General features: G+C 47.5%; 13 protein-coding genes, 1 tRNA gene and 1 pseudogene. 3 read left to right on the forward strand and 12 right to left on the reverse strand.

Annotation, left to right across the window (positions count from 1 at the left end; all coding sequences use genetic code 11):
• Nucleotide 1: 1 nt before the first annotated feature.
• Nucleotides 2-3619 (forward strand): DNA polymerase III subunit alpha, encoded by a 3618-nt coding sequence (gene dnaE / locus ICE90_RS07265; RefSeq protein WP_215320449.1) that lies wholly within the window; start codon nt 2-4, stop codon nt 3617-3619.
• 14 nt (nt 3620-3633) lie between these two features.
• Here dnaE and ICE90_RS07270 read toward each other — a convergent pair whose 3' ends face one another.
• From ICE90_RS07270 to ICE90_RS07280, 3 genes are read right to left on the reverse strand one after another with little or no spacing between them, the layout of a single operon-like run.
• Entirely contained in the window at nt 3634-4803 is a 1170-nt protein-coding gene (locus tag ICE90_RS07270; RefSeq protein ID WP_255533331.1) for a glycosyltransferase family 9 protein, read from the reverse strand.
• A 2-nt stretch (nt 4804-4805) separates the two neighbouring features.
• Nucleotides 4806-5585 carry a glycosyltransferase family 2 protein gene (locus tag ICE90_RS07275; protein ID WP_216191756.1) on the reverse strand — a complete coding sequence of 260 codons (780 nt, stop codon included), beginning with the start codon at nt 5583-5585 and terminating at the stop codon, nt 4806-4808.
• A complete protein-coding gene (locus ICE90_RS07280) occupies nt 5582-6343 on the reverse strand; it encodes a glycosyltransferase family 2 protein (protein WP_216191757.1) in 762 nt (253 codons plus the stop codon). Before ICE90_RS07280 ends, ICE90_RS07275 begins: the two co-directional genes overlap by 4 nt.
• A gap of 10 nt (nt 6344-6353) precedes the next feature.
• On the opposite strand from ICE90_RS07280, the gene msbA reads away from it, so the two are divergent.
• A complete protein-coding gene (gene msbA, locus ICE90_RS07285) occupies nt 6354-8117 on the forward strand; it encodes a lipid A export permease/ATP-binding protein MsbA (RefSeq protein ID WP_215320443.1) in 1764 nt (587 codons plus the stop codon).
• A 10-nt stretch (nt 8118-8127) separates the two neighbouring features.
• Here msbA and rng read toward each other — a convergent pair whose 3' ends face one another.
• The 8 genes and pseudogenes from rng to ICE90_RS07325 form a co-directional block, all read right to left on the reverse strand.
• Nucleotides 8128-9591, reverse strand: a complete 1464-nt coding sequence (gene rng / locus ICE90_RS07290) for a ribonuclease G (RefSeq protein WP_215320441.1) — start codon at nt 9589-9591, stop codon at nt 8128-8130.
• The gene (locus ICE90_RS07295) at nt 9588-10211 is read right to left on the reverse strand and encodes a nucleoside triphosphate pyrophosphatase (protein ID WP_216191759.1); all 624 of its coding nucleotides are present in this window, start codon (nt 10209-10211) and stop codon (nt 9588-9590) included. The genes rng and ICE90_RS07295 overlap by 4 nt, the downstream gene beginning before the upstream one ends.
• Nucleotides 10212-10215: 4 nt before the next feature.
• Nucleotides 10216-10659, reverse strand: a complete 444-nt coding sequence (rlmH, locus tag ICE90_RS07300) for a 23S rRNA (pseudouridine(1915)-N(3))-methyltransferase RlmH (RefSeq protein ID WP_215320437.1) — start codon at nt 10657-10659, stop codon at nt 10216-10218.
• A 23-nt stretch (nt 10660-10682) separates the two neighbouring features.
• A pseudogene (rsfS, locus tag ICE90_RS07305) lies at nt 10683-11069 on the reverse strand (ribosome silencing factor); the annotation flags it as partial.
• A gap of 45 nt (nt 11070-11114) precedes the next feature.
• A complete protein-coding gene (nadD, locus tag ICE90_RS07310) occupies nt 11115-11804 on the reverse strand; it encodes a nicotinate (nicotinamide) nucleotide adenylyltransferase (protein ID WP_216191761.1) in 690 nt (229 codons plus the stop codon).
• On the reverse strand, nt 11801-12712 hold the full coding sequence (gene hemF / locus ICE90_RS07315; RefSeq protein WP_216192009.1) for an oxygen-dependent coproporphyrinogen oxidase: 912 nt from the start codon (nt 12710-12712) through the stop codon (nt 11801-11803). Before hemF ends, nadD begins: the two co-directional genes overlap by 4 nt.
• Nucleotides 12713-12754: 42 nt before the next feature.
• Nucleotides 12755-14032 (reverse strand): phosphoribosylamine--glycine ligase, encoded by a 1278-nt coding sequence (gene purD, locus ICE90_RS07320; protein WP_216191763.1) that lies wholly within the window; start codon nt 14030-14032, stop codon nt 12755-12757.
• A 64-nt stretch (nt 14033-14096) separates the two neighbouring features.
• Nucleotides 14097-14816, reverse strand: a complete 720-nt coding sequence (locus ICE90_RS07325; RefSeq protein ID WP_215320431.1) for a YebC/PmpR family DNA-binding transcriptional regulator — start codon at nt 14814-14816, stop codon at nt 14097-14099.
• Between the two features lie 152 nt (nt 14817-14968).
• Here ICE90_RS07325 and ICE90_RS07330 point away from each other — a divergent pair.
• Nucleotides 14969-15053: transfer RNA gene (locus ICE90_RS07330), tRNA-Leu, on the forward strand.
• A 38-nt stretch (nt 15054-15091) separates the two neighbouring features.
• On the opposite strand, the gene ICE90_RS07335 is transcribed toward ICE90_RS07330, so the two are convergent.
• Nucleotides 15092-16033, reverse strand: a complete 942-nt coding sequence (locus tag ICE90_RS07335; RefSeq protein ID WP_215320429.1) for a CysB family HTH-type transcriptional regulator — start codon at nt 16031-16033, stop codon at nt 15092-15094.
• Nucleotides 16034-16069 lie beyond the last annotated feature (36 nt).

Genomic DNA, 16069 nt, shown 5'->3' on the forward strand with positions numbered 1-16069 from the left:
CATGGCTTCACCCCGTTTTGTACATCTCCGCGTCCATTCCGAGTTTTCGATTACGGATGGAGTCGTGCGCATTGATGATGCGGTGGCTGCTGCCGTCAAAGATGAGATGGGTGCGTTAGCAATTACCGATTTAAGTAATTTATTTGGTTTGGTGCGGTTCTATACTGCCGCCCGTTCTGGCGGGATCAAGCCCATTGCTGGGGCGGATGTTTGGGTGAGCAATCCTCAGGATCCAGATCAGCCTCATCGCTTATTGCTCTTGGTACAAAATCATTCCGGTTACCTCAATTTATGTGAGTTGCTCAGTAGGGCATCTCTCGACAATCAATCCCGTGGTCGCGCTGAAGTCGATGCCGCTTGGTTTAGTGAGCCCGCTGCAAAAGCAGAGGATAAAGCTGCCAAGCGCACACTCTCTTATGGCTTGATTGCACTTTCTGGCGCACGTATGGGTGAAATCGGCATCGCGCTACTGGGTGGGCAAGAAGATCAAGCGAAGATTGTTGCTAGACGCTACGAAAAACTCTTTCCGAAGTCTTTCTATATCGAGGTCCAGCGCGGTGGTAATCCTCAAGATGAAAAACAACTCCAACTTGCCTGTCATCTGGCCAGCGAGTTAAATTTGCCAGTGGTGGCAACACACCCAGTGCAGTTCATGCAAAAGAGCGACTTTACTGCGCATGAGGCCCGGGTCTGTATTGCTGAAGGCGAGTTACTCGGCAATCCACGTCGAACCAAAAAGTTTAATGACGAGCAGTACTTCCTAACCCAAGAGGAAATGGAAAAACGTTTTGCAGATTTGCCAGCCGCATTGGCGAACTCGGTTGAAATTGCCAAGCGTTGCAATCTCTCATTGGTATTAGGTCAACCGCGTTTACCAGATTTCCCTACGCCTCCTGGTATTACGCTCGATGACTACCTTTTGCAGCAATCGGAAATTGGTTTGAAGCGCCACATGGAGCGCAATTTCCCGGATGTAGAAGAGCGCGAAAAAGAAATGGCGCGCTATCACGATCGTTTGGTATTTGAAGTCAAGACGATTTCTCAAATGGGTTTCCCAGGCTATTTCTTGATTGTGGCGGACTTCATTAACTGGGCTAAAAATAATGGCGTGCCTGTAGGCCCTGGTCGCGGATCGGGTGCTGGTTCTTTAGTGGCTTACTCACTCGGGATTACCGATTTGGATCCGCTCCGTTACAACCTACTCTTTGAGCGCTTTCTAAATCCAGAGCGGGTATCGATGCCCGACTTCGATATCGACTTCTGTCAGCATGGTCGTGACCGTGTGATTCAGTATGTAAAAGATAAATACGGCAAAGATGCGGTAAGTCAGATTGCTACCTTTGGCACGATGGCTGCGAGAGCGGCGATTCGTGACGTAGGGCGCGTATTAGAGCAGGGTTATAACTTCGTAGACGGTATCGCTAAACTCATTCCGAATAAGCCAGGTCAGTACATGACCATTGAGATGGCTAAGAAGGAAGAGAAGCAATTAGCCGAGCGCGAAAAGAATGAAGATGAAGTGCGTCAACTACTTTCCTTGGCGCAACAGCTAGAGGGTATGACCCGTAACGTCGGTATGCATGCGGGTGGCGTATTAATTGCTCCAGGGCGTCTCACCGATTTTTGTCCGCTCTATACGCAAGAAAGTAAAGATCAAGACAGTAGCTCCGTTATTAGCCAGTTCGATAAGGATGACGTAGAAGCGATTGGCTTGGTGAAGTTCGACTTCCTGGGTCTGACTACGCTTACTATTTTGGCAGCAGCAGAGCGTTGGATTAAAGCATTACACGCTGATCGCAGAGACTGGAATATCGGTGAGATTGCGCTCGATGATGAAAAAGCATTTGATGTTCTCAAGCGCGCCAATACCGTTGCCGTGTTCCAGCTAGAAAGCCGCGGTATGCAAGGCATGCTACGTGAAGCCAAGCCTGACCGCTTTGAGGACATTATTGCTTTGGTAGCGTTGTATCGTCCAGGCCCAATGGATTTGATCCCAGACTTTATTGAACGTAAGCATGGTCGTCAAAAAGTGGAGTATCCAGATCCCCGAATTGAGCCTGTTCTTCGTGAGACCTACGGCATTATGGTCTACCAAGAGCAGGTGATGCAAATGGCGCAGATGATTGGTGGCTACTCACTAGGTGGTGCCGACATGTTACGTCGTGCGATGGGTAAGAAAAAGCCTGAAGAGATGGCTCAGCATCGCAAAATCTTTAGTGATGGTGCAAAAGCGGGCGGCATTACCGAGTCAAAGGCAAATGAGATCTATGACTTGATGGAGCGTTTTGCTGGCTACGGATTTAATAAGTCCCATGCTGCTGCATACGCACTCTTGGCATATCAAACTGCTTGGCTCAAAGCGTATTACCCAGCTGAATTTATGGCGGCCAACTTATCACTCGCGATGGATGACACCGATAAGGTGAAAATTCTGTATGACGATTGCTTAGTCAATAACATTCGGGTGTTCTCTCCTGATATCAATACTGGTGTTTATGAGTTCACGCCATTGCGCGCACCCGATGCAGCTCCAGATTCATCCATCAGCCACATTCGTTATGGCTTAGGTGCTGTGCGTGGTACTGGTGAGGCAGCAATTGAATCCATCGTGAAGGCGCGTGAAAGTGGCGGGCCATTTAAAGATTTGTTTGATTTCTGTGCAAGAGTGGATCGTAGACAAGTCAATCGCCGCGCTATTGAAGCGCTGATGCGTGCTGGTGCGTTTGATAGCTTGTATCGTGACTCTCTTCCTGCGGGCGGAAATTTGTATGACATTCGCTCTACCTTGCTTGCCTCTTTAGCTAGAGCGATTGAGGCTGCTGAGCAAGCGGAGGCATCGATTCACCAGGTGAGCTTGTTTGAGGCAGCTGGCGAAGAGGATCGCCATCTTCCAGAGTTAGTGCGCGAGCCTATCTGGTCTGAGAAGAAGCGTTTGCAAGAAGAGAAGAATGCCTTAGGTCTTTGCCTAACGGGGCACATGTTTGACGCCTATCGCGATGAGACTTCTCACTTTATCCGGCAGCCTTTAGCTAAGGTAACAGAGGGTAAAGATCAACTCATTGCCGGCATTATCACTTCAGCACGAATGCTGACTGGGCAACGCGGTCGCATGATGATTGCAACTATCGATGATGGCTCTGCTGCCCTCGAAGTCACTTTGTATAGCGAAGTCTACGAGCCTAATCGCTCTTGGCTAAAAGAAGATGAGCTCTTGGTTGCCAAGGTCAATGTGACGCCTGATAAGTTCTCAGGCGGTATGCGCATTGTGTCTGAGGCAGTGATGGATATCACGGGTGCGCGTATGCGTTTTGCTCGCAATGTTCATGTCTGCATTGATAACGCAATTGATATCAAGATGCTCCGTAGCCAAATTAATCCCTACCTTATGGCTAATCGTGTGCGTGATCCTAAGCTTGGTGCATCTGCCCCTGCTGCGCCGGGATCGAATGATGGTATGAAAGGCTTAATGCTGACGGCTGCCGTTACTACCAGTGGGGGCGCATGCTTGATGCAGTTCCCAGAAGAGTTGCGTATTTATCCAGACGATGCTTGCTTGCACGGACTAAATCAAATCCTAGCTTCTAAGCAAAAAGATCCTGTACAGATTCAGTATCACTGATCGTATTGGTTGATCTAGTTCGGTAATGCTTTCTGAATCGCCTCAATGACTTGCTGAGGTTCTAGTAAGTCCAAGCACTCACTATAACTATCGGCCTTATCTAAGCATCCTGCTTTACGGCAAGGCACGCATTCACCAGGGCCTTGCAGGATGGTGACACTGCCAACGGTTTGGGTGCGAGCACGCAATTGATATGGCTGTTCACCAATAAAACCATTGGGCCATGGCCCAAAGTTCGTTGGTGGGGTGGCGCCAAAGAGGGCAATGGTTGGTGTGTTGCATGCTGCTGCTAGATGGGTGATTGAAGTATCAACTCCGATATACAAAGCAGCACCACGAATCAAGGTGCCCGCTTGCGGAATGGATAATTTACCAGCAGCATTAACCACTTTTTTCTTAGTTTCTTCATTTAGCAGAGAAATGATGTCGTGATTGAGTTGTACATCCTGCTTGGCGGGTGAAGCACTGAGGATTACCTGGAAGTTCTGCTTTACGAGCCAGGTGATGAGCTCTTGCCAATACGCAAGGGGCCAGCGCTTATAGGCCGTTAAGGGTCCTGGGTGTACAACAACATAAGGTTGCTTAAGTTCGTTTGTAATGACCGGCGTTAAGGGCTCTCCTGTAGGCGGAGTAACTGTGATCGGTTTGGAAAATAATTCAGCTCGGTTTTTAAAAAAGACCTCTAGCAGGCGCAGTTTTTCGGTAATGACATGCTGCTGAAAGTAGTCAACATCCACTGTGTGCATACAGATGAATTTCTTCCAGGTATTTTGCTTCTCACTCTTACTTCGCTTTTGTTGATCTTGCGCATCTTTGCCTTGAGGATGACCACCCAGAACACCGACTCTTTTAAAGGCTGCTACTAAGCCATACAGGTAGGCGCGATCACTAGGTTGCGTAACAAAAACTAAGTCATAGCGTTGAAACAGGCGATTAAAGAGCGAGAGGTATTCACCAAAACCGGGACGATCTGAAGTTTCTATCACTTCAGCAATGTCGGGATTGCCATGAAGCATCTCTAACTTGCCGCGATACCCCAAAAAATGAAACTCCGCATCAGGCCAAAGCTCTCTAGCCTTGCTAATTAAGGGTGTTGTTACTAATACGTCTCCAATTTGCCTCGTGGCAATAAATAAAACCTTTTTAGGTTTAAGTGTGGAGTACGCAGTCATGGCAGTGCGCATGCTCAAAGGGCCTTAGCCAAGATCTTCTCACGAACCCGTCGAGCATTCTCAGCGGCGTTACTCTGATCATGGGTTTGATGAAAGAGATGGAAGACTTCAGTAGACCATGAGCCTGACTTGCGGCGAATACGATGGTGTTGTAAGCGGAAGATAAAATCGGCATCTTCATGGCCCCAGCCGGTCATAGTTTCATCAAAGCCGTTAATAGCTTCAGCATCGGCCTTCCAGCAAGCCATATTGCAACCCTTAATGCGACGCCAAACAAATTTTTTATAGTCGCGCCAAGAGCCATTGCCTAGCTTTACTTTGAGGGGCCAATATTTATTGATGCCGCCACTCAAGCGCTTGCTAATGAGGTTAGAGCAAAATCGCTCAAAATTCCACTGAGGCCAAGTGAGCAATTCGGTGGTGAGGCTTTCATTTAGCAGGACTCTGCTGCCAGTAACTAAGTACCCCTTTTGTGCCAGCGCACGATGCTTTGCTACAAAGTCTGGCTGGACAATGCAATCGCCATCCAAGAAAATCAGGTAGTCGCCATGGGCTGCAGCGATTGCTTTATTAAGAATCTTGGTTTTCTGAAAGCCTTGGTCTTCTTGCCAAAGATGAGTAATAGAGGCCGGGTGTAAGGCTTTAATGGATTCAATGAGGTGTTTTGTGCTCTCAGTAGAGCCATCATCAGCAATGATGATTTCAAAGTTCTGATCAGTTTGAGTGGCTAGAGATTCTAGGCAAAGCTTGAGTGCTTGTGGCCAGTTATAGGTAGCCAGCAAAATCGAAATCATTTACTGGTTTCCTGATTCAGGTGCCACAACTTAATATAGCGGTAATAGGTTCCCTGACCATTGGATACTGCCAATGCAAATCCTTGGGGGCCGTCTAAGAATCCCGCACGCAAAACATATGTACGGAAAAATGCCCAAGCGCCATGCAGGGCTGCCTTGAGGGGGCTACTGGTTTTACCTCTGGCAAATGCTTGCTCTGCGGAAGCGGTGGAGTAGCGATCTAGCTTTTGAAGGACTTGAGAGTAATTCATGAAGCTGTAATGCAACATGGGGTTCTCTAGCTTGGCGACTTGGCCATTCGGTATCAGGCGCTCATGAACTAAATCATCCGAGAAGCGGGCGGTACCGCGTTTAAATAAACGATCGACATAATCCGGGCTCCAGCCAGAGTGGTGGATAAAGCGTCCGCAATACCAAGAAAGTCTGGGGATGGCAAAGCAATCCACATGGGCACTATGGTGAATCGCTGTCAGAATTTCCGATTTGAGAGCCGGAGTCAGTCTTTCATCGGCATCCAGCGATAGAACCCATTCGCTGGTAGCTAAATCCAGGGCGCGGTTCTTCTGGGGTCCAAACCCGGGCCAATCCACAGGCTGAGAAATGCTTGCCCCATGCTTTTTGGCTATTTCTAGGGTGCAGTCAGAGCTATTGGTATCGACAACCACGATCTGCTGGGCGATCCCCTCCAGAGAGGCCAGACAATCGTCCAAATTGGCCTCTTCATTGCGGGTGATGAGTATGACTGATAAGGTGGGCATAATTCATTATATGAATGCTCAAGACCGCACCGCCCTAAATCGCTTAATTACCTACCTCAAGCCCCATTACAGCTTGATTATTGGATCACTTTTAGCCATGGCTTTGGTGGCTGGCGCCGAAACCTCCATTCCGGCTCTGATGAAACCTTTGTTGGACCGCGGGTTCACTGGTCAGCTCAATAGCAAGCTCTGGCAAGTCCCTGTTTTTTTGGTCGGCTTGGCCTTGGTTCGTAGTTTGGCTCAATTTTTATCCAACTATCTATTAACTCGCGTAATTAATGCGGTGTTATTAAAATTGCGTGAGCAAATGTTTCAAACACTGTTGCATGCAAGGACCACTTTTTTTCAACAGAACTCCGCATCAAATCTGATTAATGCCGTTGTCTTTGAGGTAAATAATGTTCTTTCCATCATGGGTGGAATGCTAATTAGCTTAGTTCGTGATTCACTCACTGTAATTGGTTTAATGGGTTATCTCATCTACCTAAACTGGCAATTGACATTGGTTGTTCTGTTTATTTTTCCCGTGATTGCATTCATCATGAGCAAAATTAATCGTCGCCTAAGATCGCTCAATAGAGAACAGCAAACACTCACCAGTGAGCTTGCTTATATTGTAGAAGAGGCAGCTGCGGGATACAAGATAGTTAAAGTTCATGGTGCTCAAGAGTACGAAGCGAATCGTTTTAAGCAAAAGGCTGAACGTGCACGTCAGTTTGCTTTGAAGTCTGCTGTGGCGGGCGGGCTAAATCAGCCAATTACTCAGCTGATTGCCTCTATGGCCTTATCCGTAGTGCTAGTAATCGCGTTGATGCAATCTGCCACCGAAGGCACGACTGTCGGCGGGTTTGCAGCCTTTATTACCGCCATGATGTTGGTGATTTCACCACTTAAGCACTTGGCTGATATTAATCAGCCGCTACAACGTGGCCTTACTGCTGCGGAAATGATTTTTGGATTGATGGATCAACCTTTTGAAGAGGATGAAGAGCGTAAGCAAAACATGAAGTCGCTCAATAAGGCAAAAGGCGCTATTCGTTTTGATGATGTTGGCTTTTCATATCAACAAGATGTAGGGCGAAAAGATGCTTTGCGCAATATCAATCTCAACATTAAACCGGGTGAGGTTGTAGCTTTCGTTGGTCCCTCAGGTGGCGGTAAATCTACGCTCGTTAATTTATTGCCACGCTTCTATAAGCCGACCAGCGGCCACATTTTCTTGGATGACATTCCTATTGAAGATATTGTGTTGGCTGATGTGCGACGCCAGATTGCCTTTGTAAGTCAGGATGTCATTCTCTTTAACGATACGATTGCTGCCAACGTCGCCTATGGCGCTAACGATCATGATGGCATTGATCGCGGACGTGTCATGGAGGCTTTGGAGGCTGCCAATCTGAGCGCGCTGATCAAAGAGTTGCCTGAGGGCGTTGATTCGATGGTGGGGGATAACGGTAATCGCTTATCTGGCGGACAGCGCCAGCGTATGGCTATTGCCCGAGCAATATATAAGAATGCGCCAATTTTGATTTTGGATGAAGCAACTTCAGCATTGGATTCTGAATCTGAGCGTCAGGTTCAGGAAGCGCTCGAGCGCTTAATGGTGAATAGAACTACCTTAGTGATTGCACATCGTTTATCTACTATTGAACATGCCGATAGAATTGTGGTTCTGGAGCATGGCAAGATTGTCGAGAATGGCTCGCACGAGGATCTCATTAAGCATGATGGCTTGTATGCGAACTTACATCGCATCCAATTCTCTAACGCTTAATTCAGAAAACTTAACTCAGAACAATATCGTATTGCTCTTGGCGGAAGCTACCTTCCGCTTGCAGGGTAATTGGCTTGCCAATGAAATCCCCTAACTGCGCCAAGAATTGATTCTCTTCCTCTAGGAATAAATCAATTACATCTGGCGCAGCCACAATTCGAAATTCTCGCGGATTAAACTGGCGATGCTCTCGCACAATTTCACGCAAAATCTCATAACAAATCGTTTGGGCGGTTTTAATCTCACCTTTGCCCAGGCAAGTGGCACAGGGCTCACAGGTGATGTGGGCCAATGACTCCCGTGTCCGCTTGCGGGTCATTTCCACTAAGCCCAATGCGGAAAAGTCGCTCACTGAGGTGCGCGCATGATCGCGCTCAAGATTGCGTTTGAGTTCATGCAATACTGATTCTTGATGGTCTTTGCCCAGCATGTCGATGAAATCAATAATGATGATTCCGCCTAGATTGCGCAAACGGAGTTGGCGTGCAATCGCTTGGGCCGCTTCTAGATTGGTTTTAAAGACGGTGTCATCGAGATTGCGTGCGCCGACGTAACTACCCGTGTTTACATCAATCGTAGTCATGGACTCAGTTTGATCAATCATGAGATAGCCGCCAGACTTGAGATCGACTCGGCGACCTAGTGCTTTATTAATCTCGGCATCAACATCAAATAAGTCAAACAGGGCGCGCTCGCCACGATGTAGGGTCAGTTTGCCCAGAAGGTTGGGCATATAAGCGTTTGTAAAAGCTTTGAGCTTCTCGAAATTCTCAGCCGAATCCACGCGGATCTGAGTCGTGTCTTCTCCGGCAACATCGCGTAATACCCGCTCAGCTAGGCTAAGGTCCTGATAGAGTAGGGTTGGTGCTGGATTGTGTTTCATGGCAGCATGAATGTTTTCCCAGGTGGTGCGTAGGTAAAGCATGTCATGCTGAAGTTCCGTATCGGATGCATCCTGAGCGCTGGTACGGACGATGATGCCGCCTTTTTCGTCTTCAGCCATTAGGCCTGCAAGACGTACCTTAATGGCATCACGCTCTTCAGGTTGATCAATCCGCTGAGAAACACCAATATATTTTTCAGTAGCAGTATCGCTACCTGCTGGAGGTAGATAAACTAAATTGCGTCCAGCAATACTCAACTGAGTTGTTAAGCGCGCGCCTTTAGTTCCTAAAGGATCTTTTAAGACTTGCACTAATAGCGTTTGACCTTCAAACAATAATTTTTCAATTTGTGCTTGAGGATTATTTTGTGTGATGTCAGCGACATGCATAAATGCTGTGCGCTCAAGACCAATTTCGATAAATGCCGATTGCATGCCTGGTAGTACACGAACCACTTTGGCTAAATAGATATTCCCCACAATACCGCGTTGGCGAGTGCGCTCAATCTGTAGCTCTTGAACTGCTCCTTGCTGAATTAAAGCAACGCGCGTTTCTTGCGGGGTGATATTAATTAGTATTTCTTCATTCATATGCTGCTAACTTGGGCACGATCTAGTAAAAGCTTCGTTTCATAAATAGGTAGACCCATGATACCGCTATAGCTACCCTGAATTGAGGGAATAAAAGATCCGCCCAAGCCCTGTATGCCATAGGCGCCAGCCTTACCAAAGGGTTCGGCGCTGGCGATGTAGTTGTCAATCTGCTCTTTCGACAAAACAGCAAACTGAACTTGAGAAATCTGTACAAGCTGTATGGGTTTTTCATCGGGGCTCATGGTTATCGCTACCGAGCTGAGTACTTCATGTACTTTGCCGCTGAGCATAGTCAGAATTCGGGTGGCATCTGCTACGTCAACTGGCTTACCCAGAATTTCACCATTGGGATGATTGGGTAGGCTTACAGTGGTATCGGCGCAGAGTATCGGCGCCCAAGGTAAGCCGCTTTTTTCCCATCGACTGAGTGCTGCAGCACTTTTTGCCAAGGTAACGCGCTGTACGTAGGTGCGTGCTTTTTCTTGTGGGAGAGGTGTTTCGATGCTCTCATTATCTTCACCGGGACTTGGCAGTAGCATTTCAAAGCGAACACCCATTTGCCTCAAGATCTCTTGGCGGCGAGGACTTTGCGAAGCGAGATAAATAAAAGAGTGCAACGGATTACTCGCGATGATAGGGGTGGCCTTGCAGGATAGTCCATGCTCGATAAAGCTGCTCTACTAACATGACTCTAGCCATGGCATGAGGCAAGGTAAGACTGGAGAGTCGCCACATAGCTTGCGCACTTGCTTTTAAGCCAGCATCCAAGCCATCTGCACCACCAATTAAAAAGGTAATGTCAAAGCCTTCTTGGCGCCAGCTAGCCAGTTGAGTGGCAAGATTCTGAGTGGTTTGGTCTTTGCCTCGTTCATCCAAAGCGATCACTCTGGATCCCTTGGGAATGGCTGCTGCAATTTTGACGGCTTCTTTTGCGGGTGTGAGATCAGGTTTGATCTCTTTGATTTCAATGCTGCAATCCGCAGGCATTCGTTTGATGTAGTCATGAGTTGCCGTGGCAACCCAATCAGGCATCTTATGACCAACAGAAACGATGGTGAGCCGCATTGTCGCAAGTGACGACGAGACTACTCGTCGTCTTCGGATTCGCTGGCCTTAACAAGACCTTTATCACCAGCTAATTTCACGCGTACAGGTTTAGCACCCCACATGCCTTCAAGCTGATAGTAAGAGCGCAGCATCGGTTGCAAAATATGCACGACGATATCGCCACAATCAACCAATACCCATTCGCCGGTTTCTAAGCCTTCGATAGAAATGACTTCTCCACCTTTAGCATTCACCTCTTCTTTAACCGACATAGCTAAAGAGCGGGTTTGACGATTACTAGAACCAGTGGCAATAACCACTCGATCAAATAACTCGCTTAATTTAGTGGTGTCATACACGCGGATATCTTGTGCTTTAACATCTTCTAGGGCATCAATCACGACGCGTTGTAATTTACGTAAGTCCATATTTTCTCGAGAATAATTTTTCTATTTAGGGTGATCTTAGCTTGATTACTGGTACAAGCCCAGATTTGTAATGATTTCTAGGGTGTGGGTTGGAATTTGCTCGGATGCAATAGAGCTCCGTGAGCTGGATTTGAGGCATTCTCGTAATGCGGTTGAGGATAGATCAATATTCAAGCTTTCATCGATGTATATGAGGCCTGCAGCGCTATTTTCAAGGGCATCGGGGCCTGATGTTTGATGGGTCTCCAAAAATTGACCTACTTCAGAGCTTATTTCTAGCTTTAAATCATGGTGTGGCCTAGTCGCCACCGCAAAATTCACATACTGGCTCAGTTTTTCCCAGGAGTTCCAGCTAGGCAGAGCAACAAGAGAGTCTGCTCCCATCAGCCAAGTTAGGTTAGCGCTTGTTCCAAAGCGCTCACGTAGGGCTTTAACGGTATCAATCGCATAACTTGGCCCAGCGCGGTCAATCTCCATACGATCAATGCCTAATTGAGTGGGAATCTTGAGATATAAAAATGCGCGCGCTAAATCAATGCCCGCAGCTTCAGTCAACTTCAGGCGTATTTCTGCGGGAGTAATGCCGGTTCCCTTTTGCCATGGCTGACCACTCGGAATAAGCAGTAGTGCATCTAAGTGAAGTAGCTTTGCAAAATGTGTAGCCAATTTCAAATGACCCACATGCGGAGGATCAAATGTACCTCCAAGAATGCCAATTTTCTTTATAGCGCTCAAGCTAGCCAATCTCGTGGCTTGAGGTAATAGTCATACAACTTAGCCTCAGGACTGCCAGGCTTGGGTTGCCAGTTGTACCACCACTGAACTACTGGCGGCATCGACATTAAGATAGATTCGGTGCGGCCACCAGAGTGCAAACCAAAGATAGTCCCGCGATCAAAGATCAGGTTGTATTCCACATAGCGGCCGCGGCGATATTCTTGGAAAGACTTTTCATCAAGGGTGAAGCTATCTTGATAGCGGCGCTGTACGATTGGTAGGTAAGCGTTAATAAATGCATCACCCACTGCACGAGTCATAGCGAAGCTCTTTTCAAACCCAAGCTCATTAAAGTCATCAAAGAAAACGCCGCCAATACCACGCGGCTCTTCGCGATGTTTTAAGTAAAAGTATTCATCGCACCATTTTTTAAAACGAGGGTAGAGCTCCTCGCCAAAAGGGTCTAAGGCATCTTTAGCGGTTTGATGAAAGTGTTTGCAGTCTTCATCAACGCCGTAATAGGGCGTGAGGTCAAAGCCGCCTCCAAACCACCATACGGGCTCTTTATCAGGTGCTTGCGCAATAAAGCAACGGACGTTCATGTGCGTGGTGGGTACTTTAGGGTTATTCGGGTGGAATACCAAAGACACGCCCATCGCTTCAAAGCTGCGACCTGCGACTTCTGGGCGATGATGAGATGCCGATGGAGGCATTTGATCACCACGGACATGGGAGAAGCCCACACCCCCTTTTTCCAGAATATTGCCGCCATCCAAAATGCAGGTGCGACCATAGCCTTTGAGTTTGCTGTCTTCGGGCTTATGCCATTCATCTGCAACAAAGACCTTACCATCCAAAGCGCTCATGGCGCTTGTGATGCGATCTTGCAGACCTAAAAAATATTCTTTTAAGGTAGTGATATCGATGTGGGTCTGTTGATCTGACAAGGGCGTTCTAACTTGATGGATTTACTTAATTGCGCGGTAGCCGATATCTTTACGATATTGCATGCCGTCAAAATGTATATGGTTGATGGCTTCATATGCTTTTTGTTGGGCGCCACGTACGGTATCGGCAAGTCCAACAACGCACATCACCCGTCCACCGGAGGTCACTACTGTGCCATCTTGCAATTTTGTACCAGCATGGAATGTAATTTGATCTGCCGTGTCAGCCGGAATGCCGGTAATTACATCCCCAGCACGCGGGGTGTCGGGATAATTGTGGGCCGCAAGCACAACGCCTAGGGCAGTGCGGCGATCCCATTCCAGCTCAACTTCATTGAGCGTGCCGTCAACTGCATGATCTAGTGCATTGACAAGGTCGCTGCGCAGGCGAGCCATGATCGGTTGTGTTTCTGGGTCGCCCATGCGGCAGTTAAATTCTAAAGTCTTAATCTTGCCATCAGGCGTGATCATGAGGCCCGCATATAAGAAGCCTGTATACGGAATGCCATCTGCTTGCATGCCCTTCACTGTTGGCATGATCACTTCACGCAATGCACGTGCATGAATTTCTGGGGTAACAACTGGTGCGGGGGAGTAAGCACCCATGCCACCAGTATTCGGCCCTTGGTCAGCATCGAGTAAACGCTTGTGATCTTGGCTAGTGGCTAATGCAAGAACATTCTTGCCATCCACGAGAACAATGAAGCTAGCTTCTTCACCGGTTAGGAACTCTTCAATCACAACGCGGGCGCCTGCATTGCCTAATTTGTTATCAGCCAACATCATGTCAACTGCGGCATGAGCCTCTTCAAGGCTCATTGCAACTACAACACCTTTACCTGCCGCAAGGCCATCGGCCTTAATCACAATCGGCGCACCCTTAGCATCAATATAAGCATGCGCTTCAAGTGCACTAGAGAATGTTTGGTAATCGGCTGTTGGAATGCCATGACGCTTCATAAAGGCTTTAGAAAAGTCTTTAGAAGACTCCAATTGAGCTGCCAATTGAGTTGGGCCAAAAATACGCAAGCCATTATTGCGGAATACATCCACGATGCCAGCAGCAAGTGGCGCTTCTGGTCCAACAACGGTTAAGTGAATCTTCTCGCGCTTGGCAAAATCAGCCAGCTCCTGTAATCCAGTGATCGGTAAGTTCTCAATGCCTGCAGCAGTTTGTTTAGCAGTAGCTGTACCGCCATTACCAGGAGCAACATAAACCGTTTGGACTTGTGGGGATTGAGCCAGTTTCCAGGCTAAAGCATGTTCGCGTCCGCCGGATCCAATTAGGAGAATTTTCATAACGATAGTTTGTCAGTATTAATGAAGTAAAAATGCAGTAAATTTTTTATATATGCAAAGTCAATTAAAGAGCAGCGTTCGTAAACACTTCTTGAACGTCATCCAAATTCTCAAGCGCATCTAACAATTTCTGCATGCTCTCAGCCTGATCACCTTCCAAAGTAATCTCGGTTTCAGGGCGCATTGCAACGGTTGCCAGCTCAGGCTTGAGGCCCGCTTTACTAATGGCATCTTGTACGTTTGAAAAATCAGGAACAGGAGACAACACCTCTAAAGAGCCGTCGTCATGAGTAATTACATCCTCGGCGCCAGCGTCTAAAGCTACTTCCATGAGTTGATCTTCGCTAGTGCCTGGAGCAAATAACATCTGCCCACAATGCTTGAATAAAAATGCAACAGAACCTTCGGTGCCCATATTGCCGCCATTCTTATTAAAAGCATGACGAACTTCAGCGACGGTGCGAGTGCGGTTATCGGTTAAGCAATCCACAATAATGGCGGCGCCATTCATGCCGTAACCCTCATAACGAATTTCTTCGTAGTTCACGCCTTCAAGAGATCCAGTGCCGCGTTGAATCGCTCTTTGCACGTTATCGTTCGGCATATTGGAGTCTTTGGCCTTATCAATAGCCAGACGTAAACGTGGGTTGGTAGCGATATCACCGCCACCTAATTTGGCGGCTACGGTAATTTCTTTAATGAGTTTGGTCCAAATCTTGCCGCGTTTTTCGTCCTGACGACCTTTGCGGTGCTGAATATTGGCCCATTTCGAATGGCCGGCCATACGGGTAAGTCCTTTTAATAATTTGGCTAGAAGACCTCATTTTAAGGGGTTCTAGACCCAAGGTAGGGGGTAACTAACCATTTTTTGTTACACTCTCATGTCTCAGCAGTAACAAAGTAGCAAAGTAAGCAGAATTTCCACTGCAAACACCTGCCTCGGTGATGGAATTGGTAGACGTGCCGGACTCAAAATCCGGTGCCGCAAGGCGTGGCGGTTCGAGTCCGCCCCGAGGCACCACTCAAAGACTCTTCAGTCCTTGAGCATTCCCAGATTATTTAAATTTCGTAAGTCTCGGATTCGTTATTCATCGCCTGCTCAACAATTTTCTTGGTGAGCGTTGGTGAGAAGAGTTCAATGAAGGTGTAAACAAATGAGCGCAAGTAAGCACCCTGTTTGACGCCAAGATGGGTGACATTGTTGCCAAATAGATGTCCTGCAGGAATCACTTTAAGATTGCGATCTCGATCCGGGTCATAAGCATGACCCGCAACAATACCAATGCCCATACCCGTTTCTACATAAGTCTTAATGACGTCGGCATCAATCGCTTCCAAAATAATATCGGGCGCAATGTTTCTTTGCGCAAAGGCTGCATCAACCTTGCTGCGACCAGCAAATGCTTTGTCATAGGTGATGATTGGGTACTTAGCAATCTCTTCTAGAGTAAGTGTTGCCTGGTTGAGAAGGGGGTGGCTTAGCGGCACCATGAGTACGTGCTGCCATTGATAGCCGGGTAAAGCCAGTACACCCGGAGTATTCGCAATCCCTTCAGTAGCGATGGCAATATCCGCACGATCATGTGTGAGTAGCTCTGCAATTTGACCTGGGTTACCTTGCTGAATACTCACCTTTACCTTTGGAAAGCGTTTAGTAAATTCAGTCAGCACTTTAGGAAGTGCGTAGCGCGCTTGTGTATGGGTAGTGGCAATAACGAGGCTACCTTGATCTTGACTAGCAAAATCCTTACCCACTCTCTTCAGTGTTTCCACTTCATCAAGGATGCGTTCAACCGAGCTCAAAATGCGTTTACCTGGTTCCGTCAAGGAGCGAATCCGCTTGCCATGGCGACGAAAGATCTCCACGCCTAACTCATCCTCCAATTCAATAATTGCTTTAGAAACCCCTGGTTGAGAGGTGAATAAGGCTTTAGCAGCAGTGGTTAAGTTGAAGTTTTGCCTAACGGCTTCACGCACAAAGCGAAATTGGTGGAGATTCATGAGGATTCCTGTCTATATATCAGCAATGATATAGGA

Origin of the sequence: Polynucleobacter sp. AP-RePozz3-80-G7, assembly GCF_018882145.1 — a bacterium.
Taxonomy (GTDB): domain Bacteria; phylum Pseudomonadota; class Gammaproteobacteria; order Burkholderiales; family Burkholderiaceae; genus Polynucleobacter.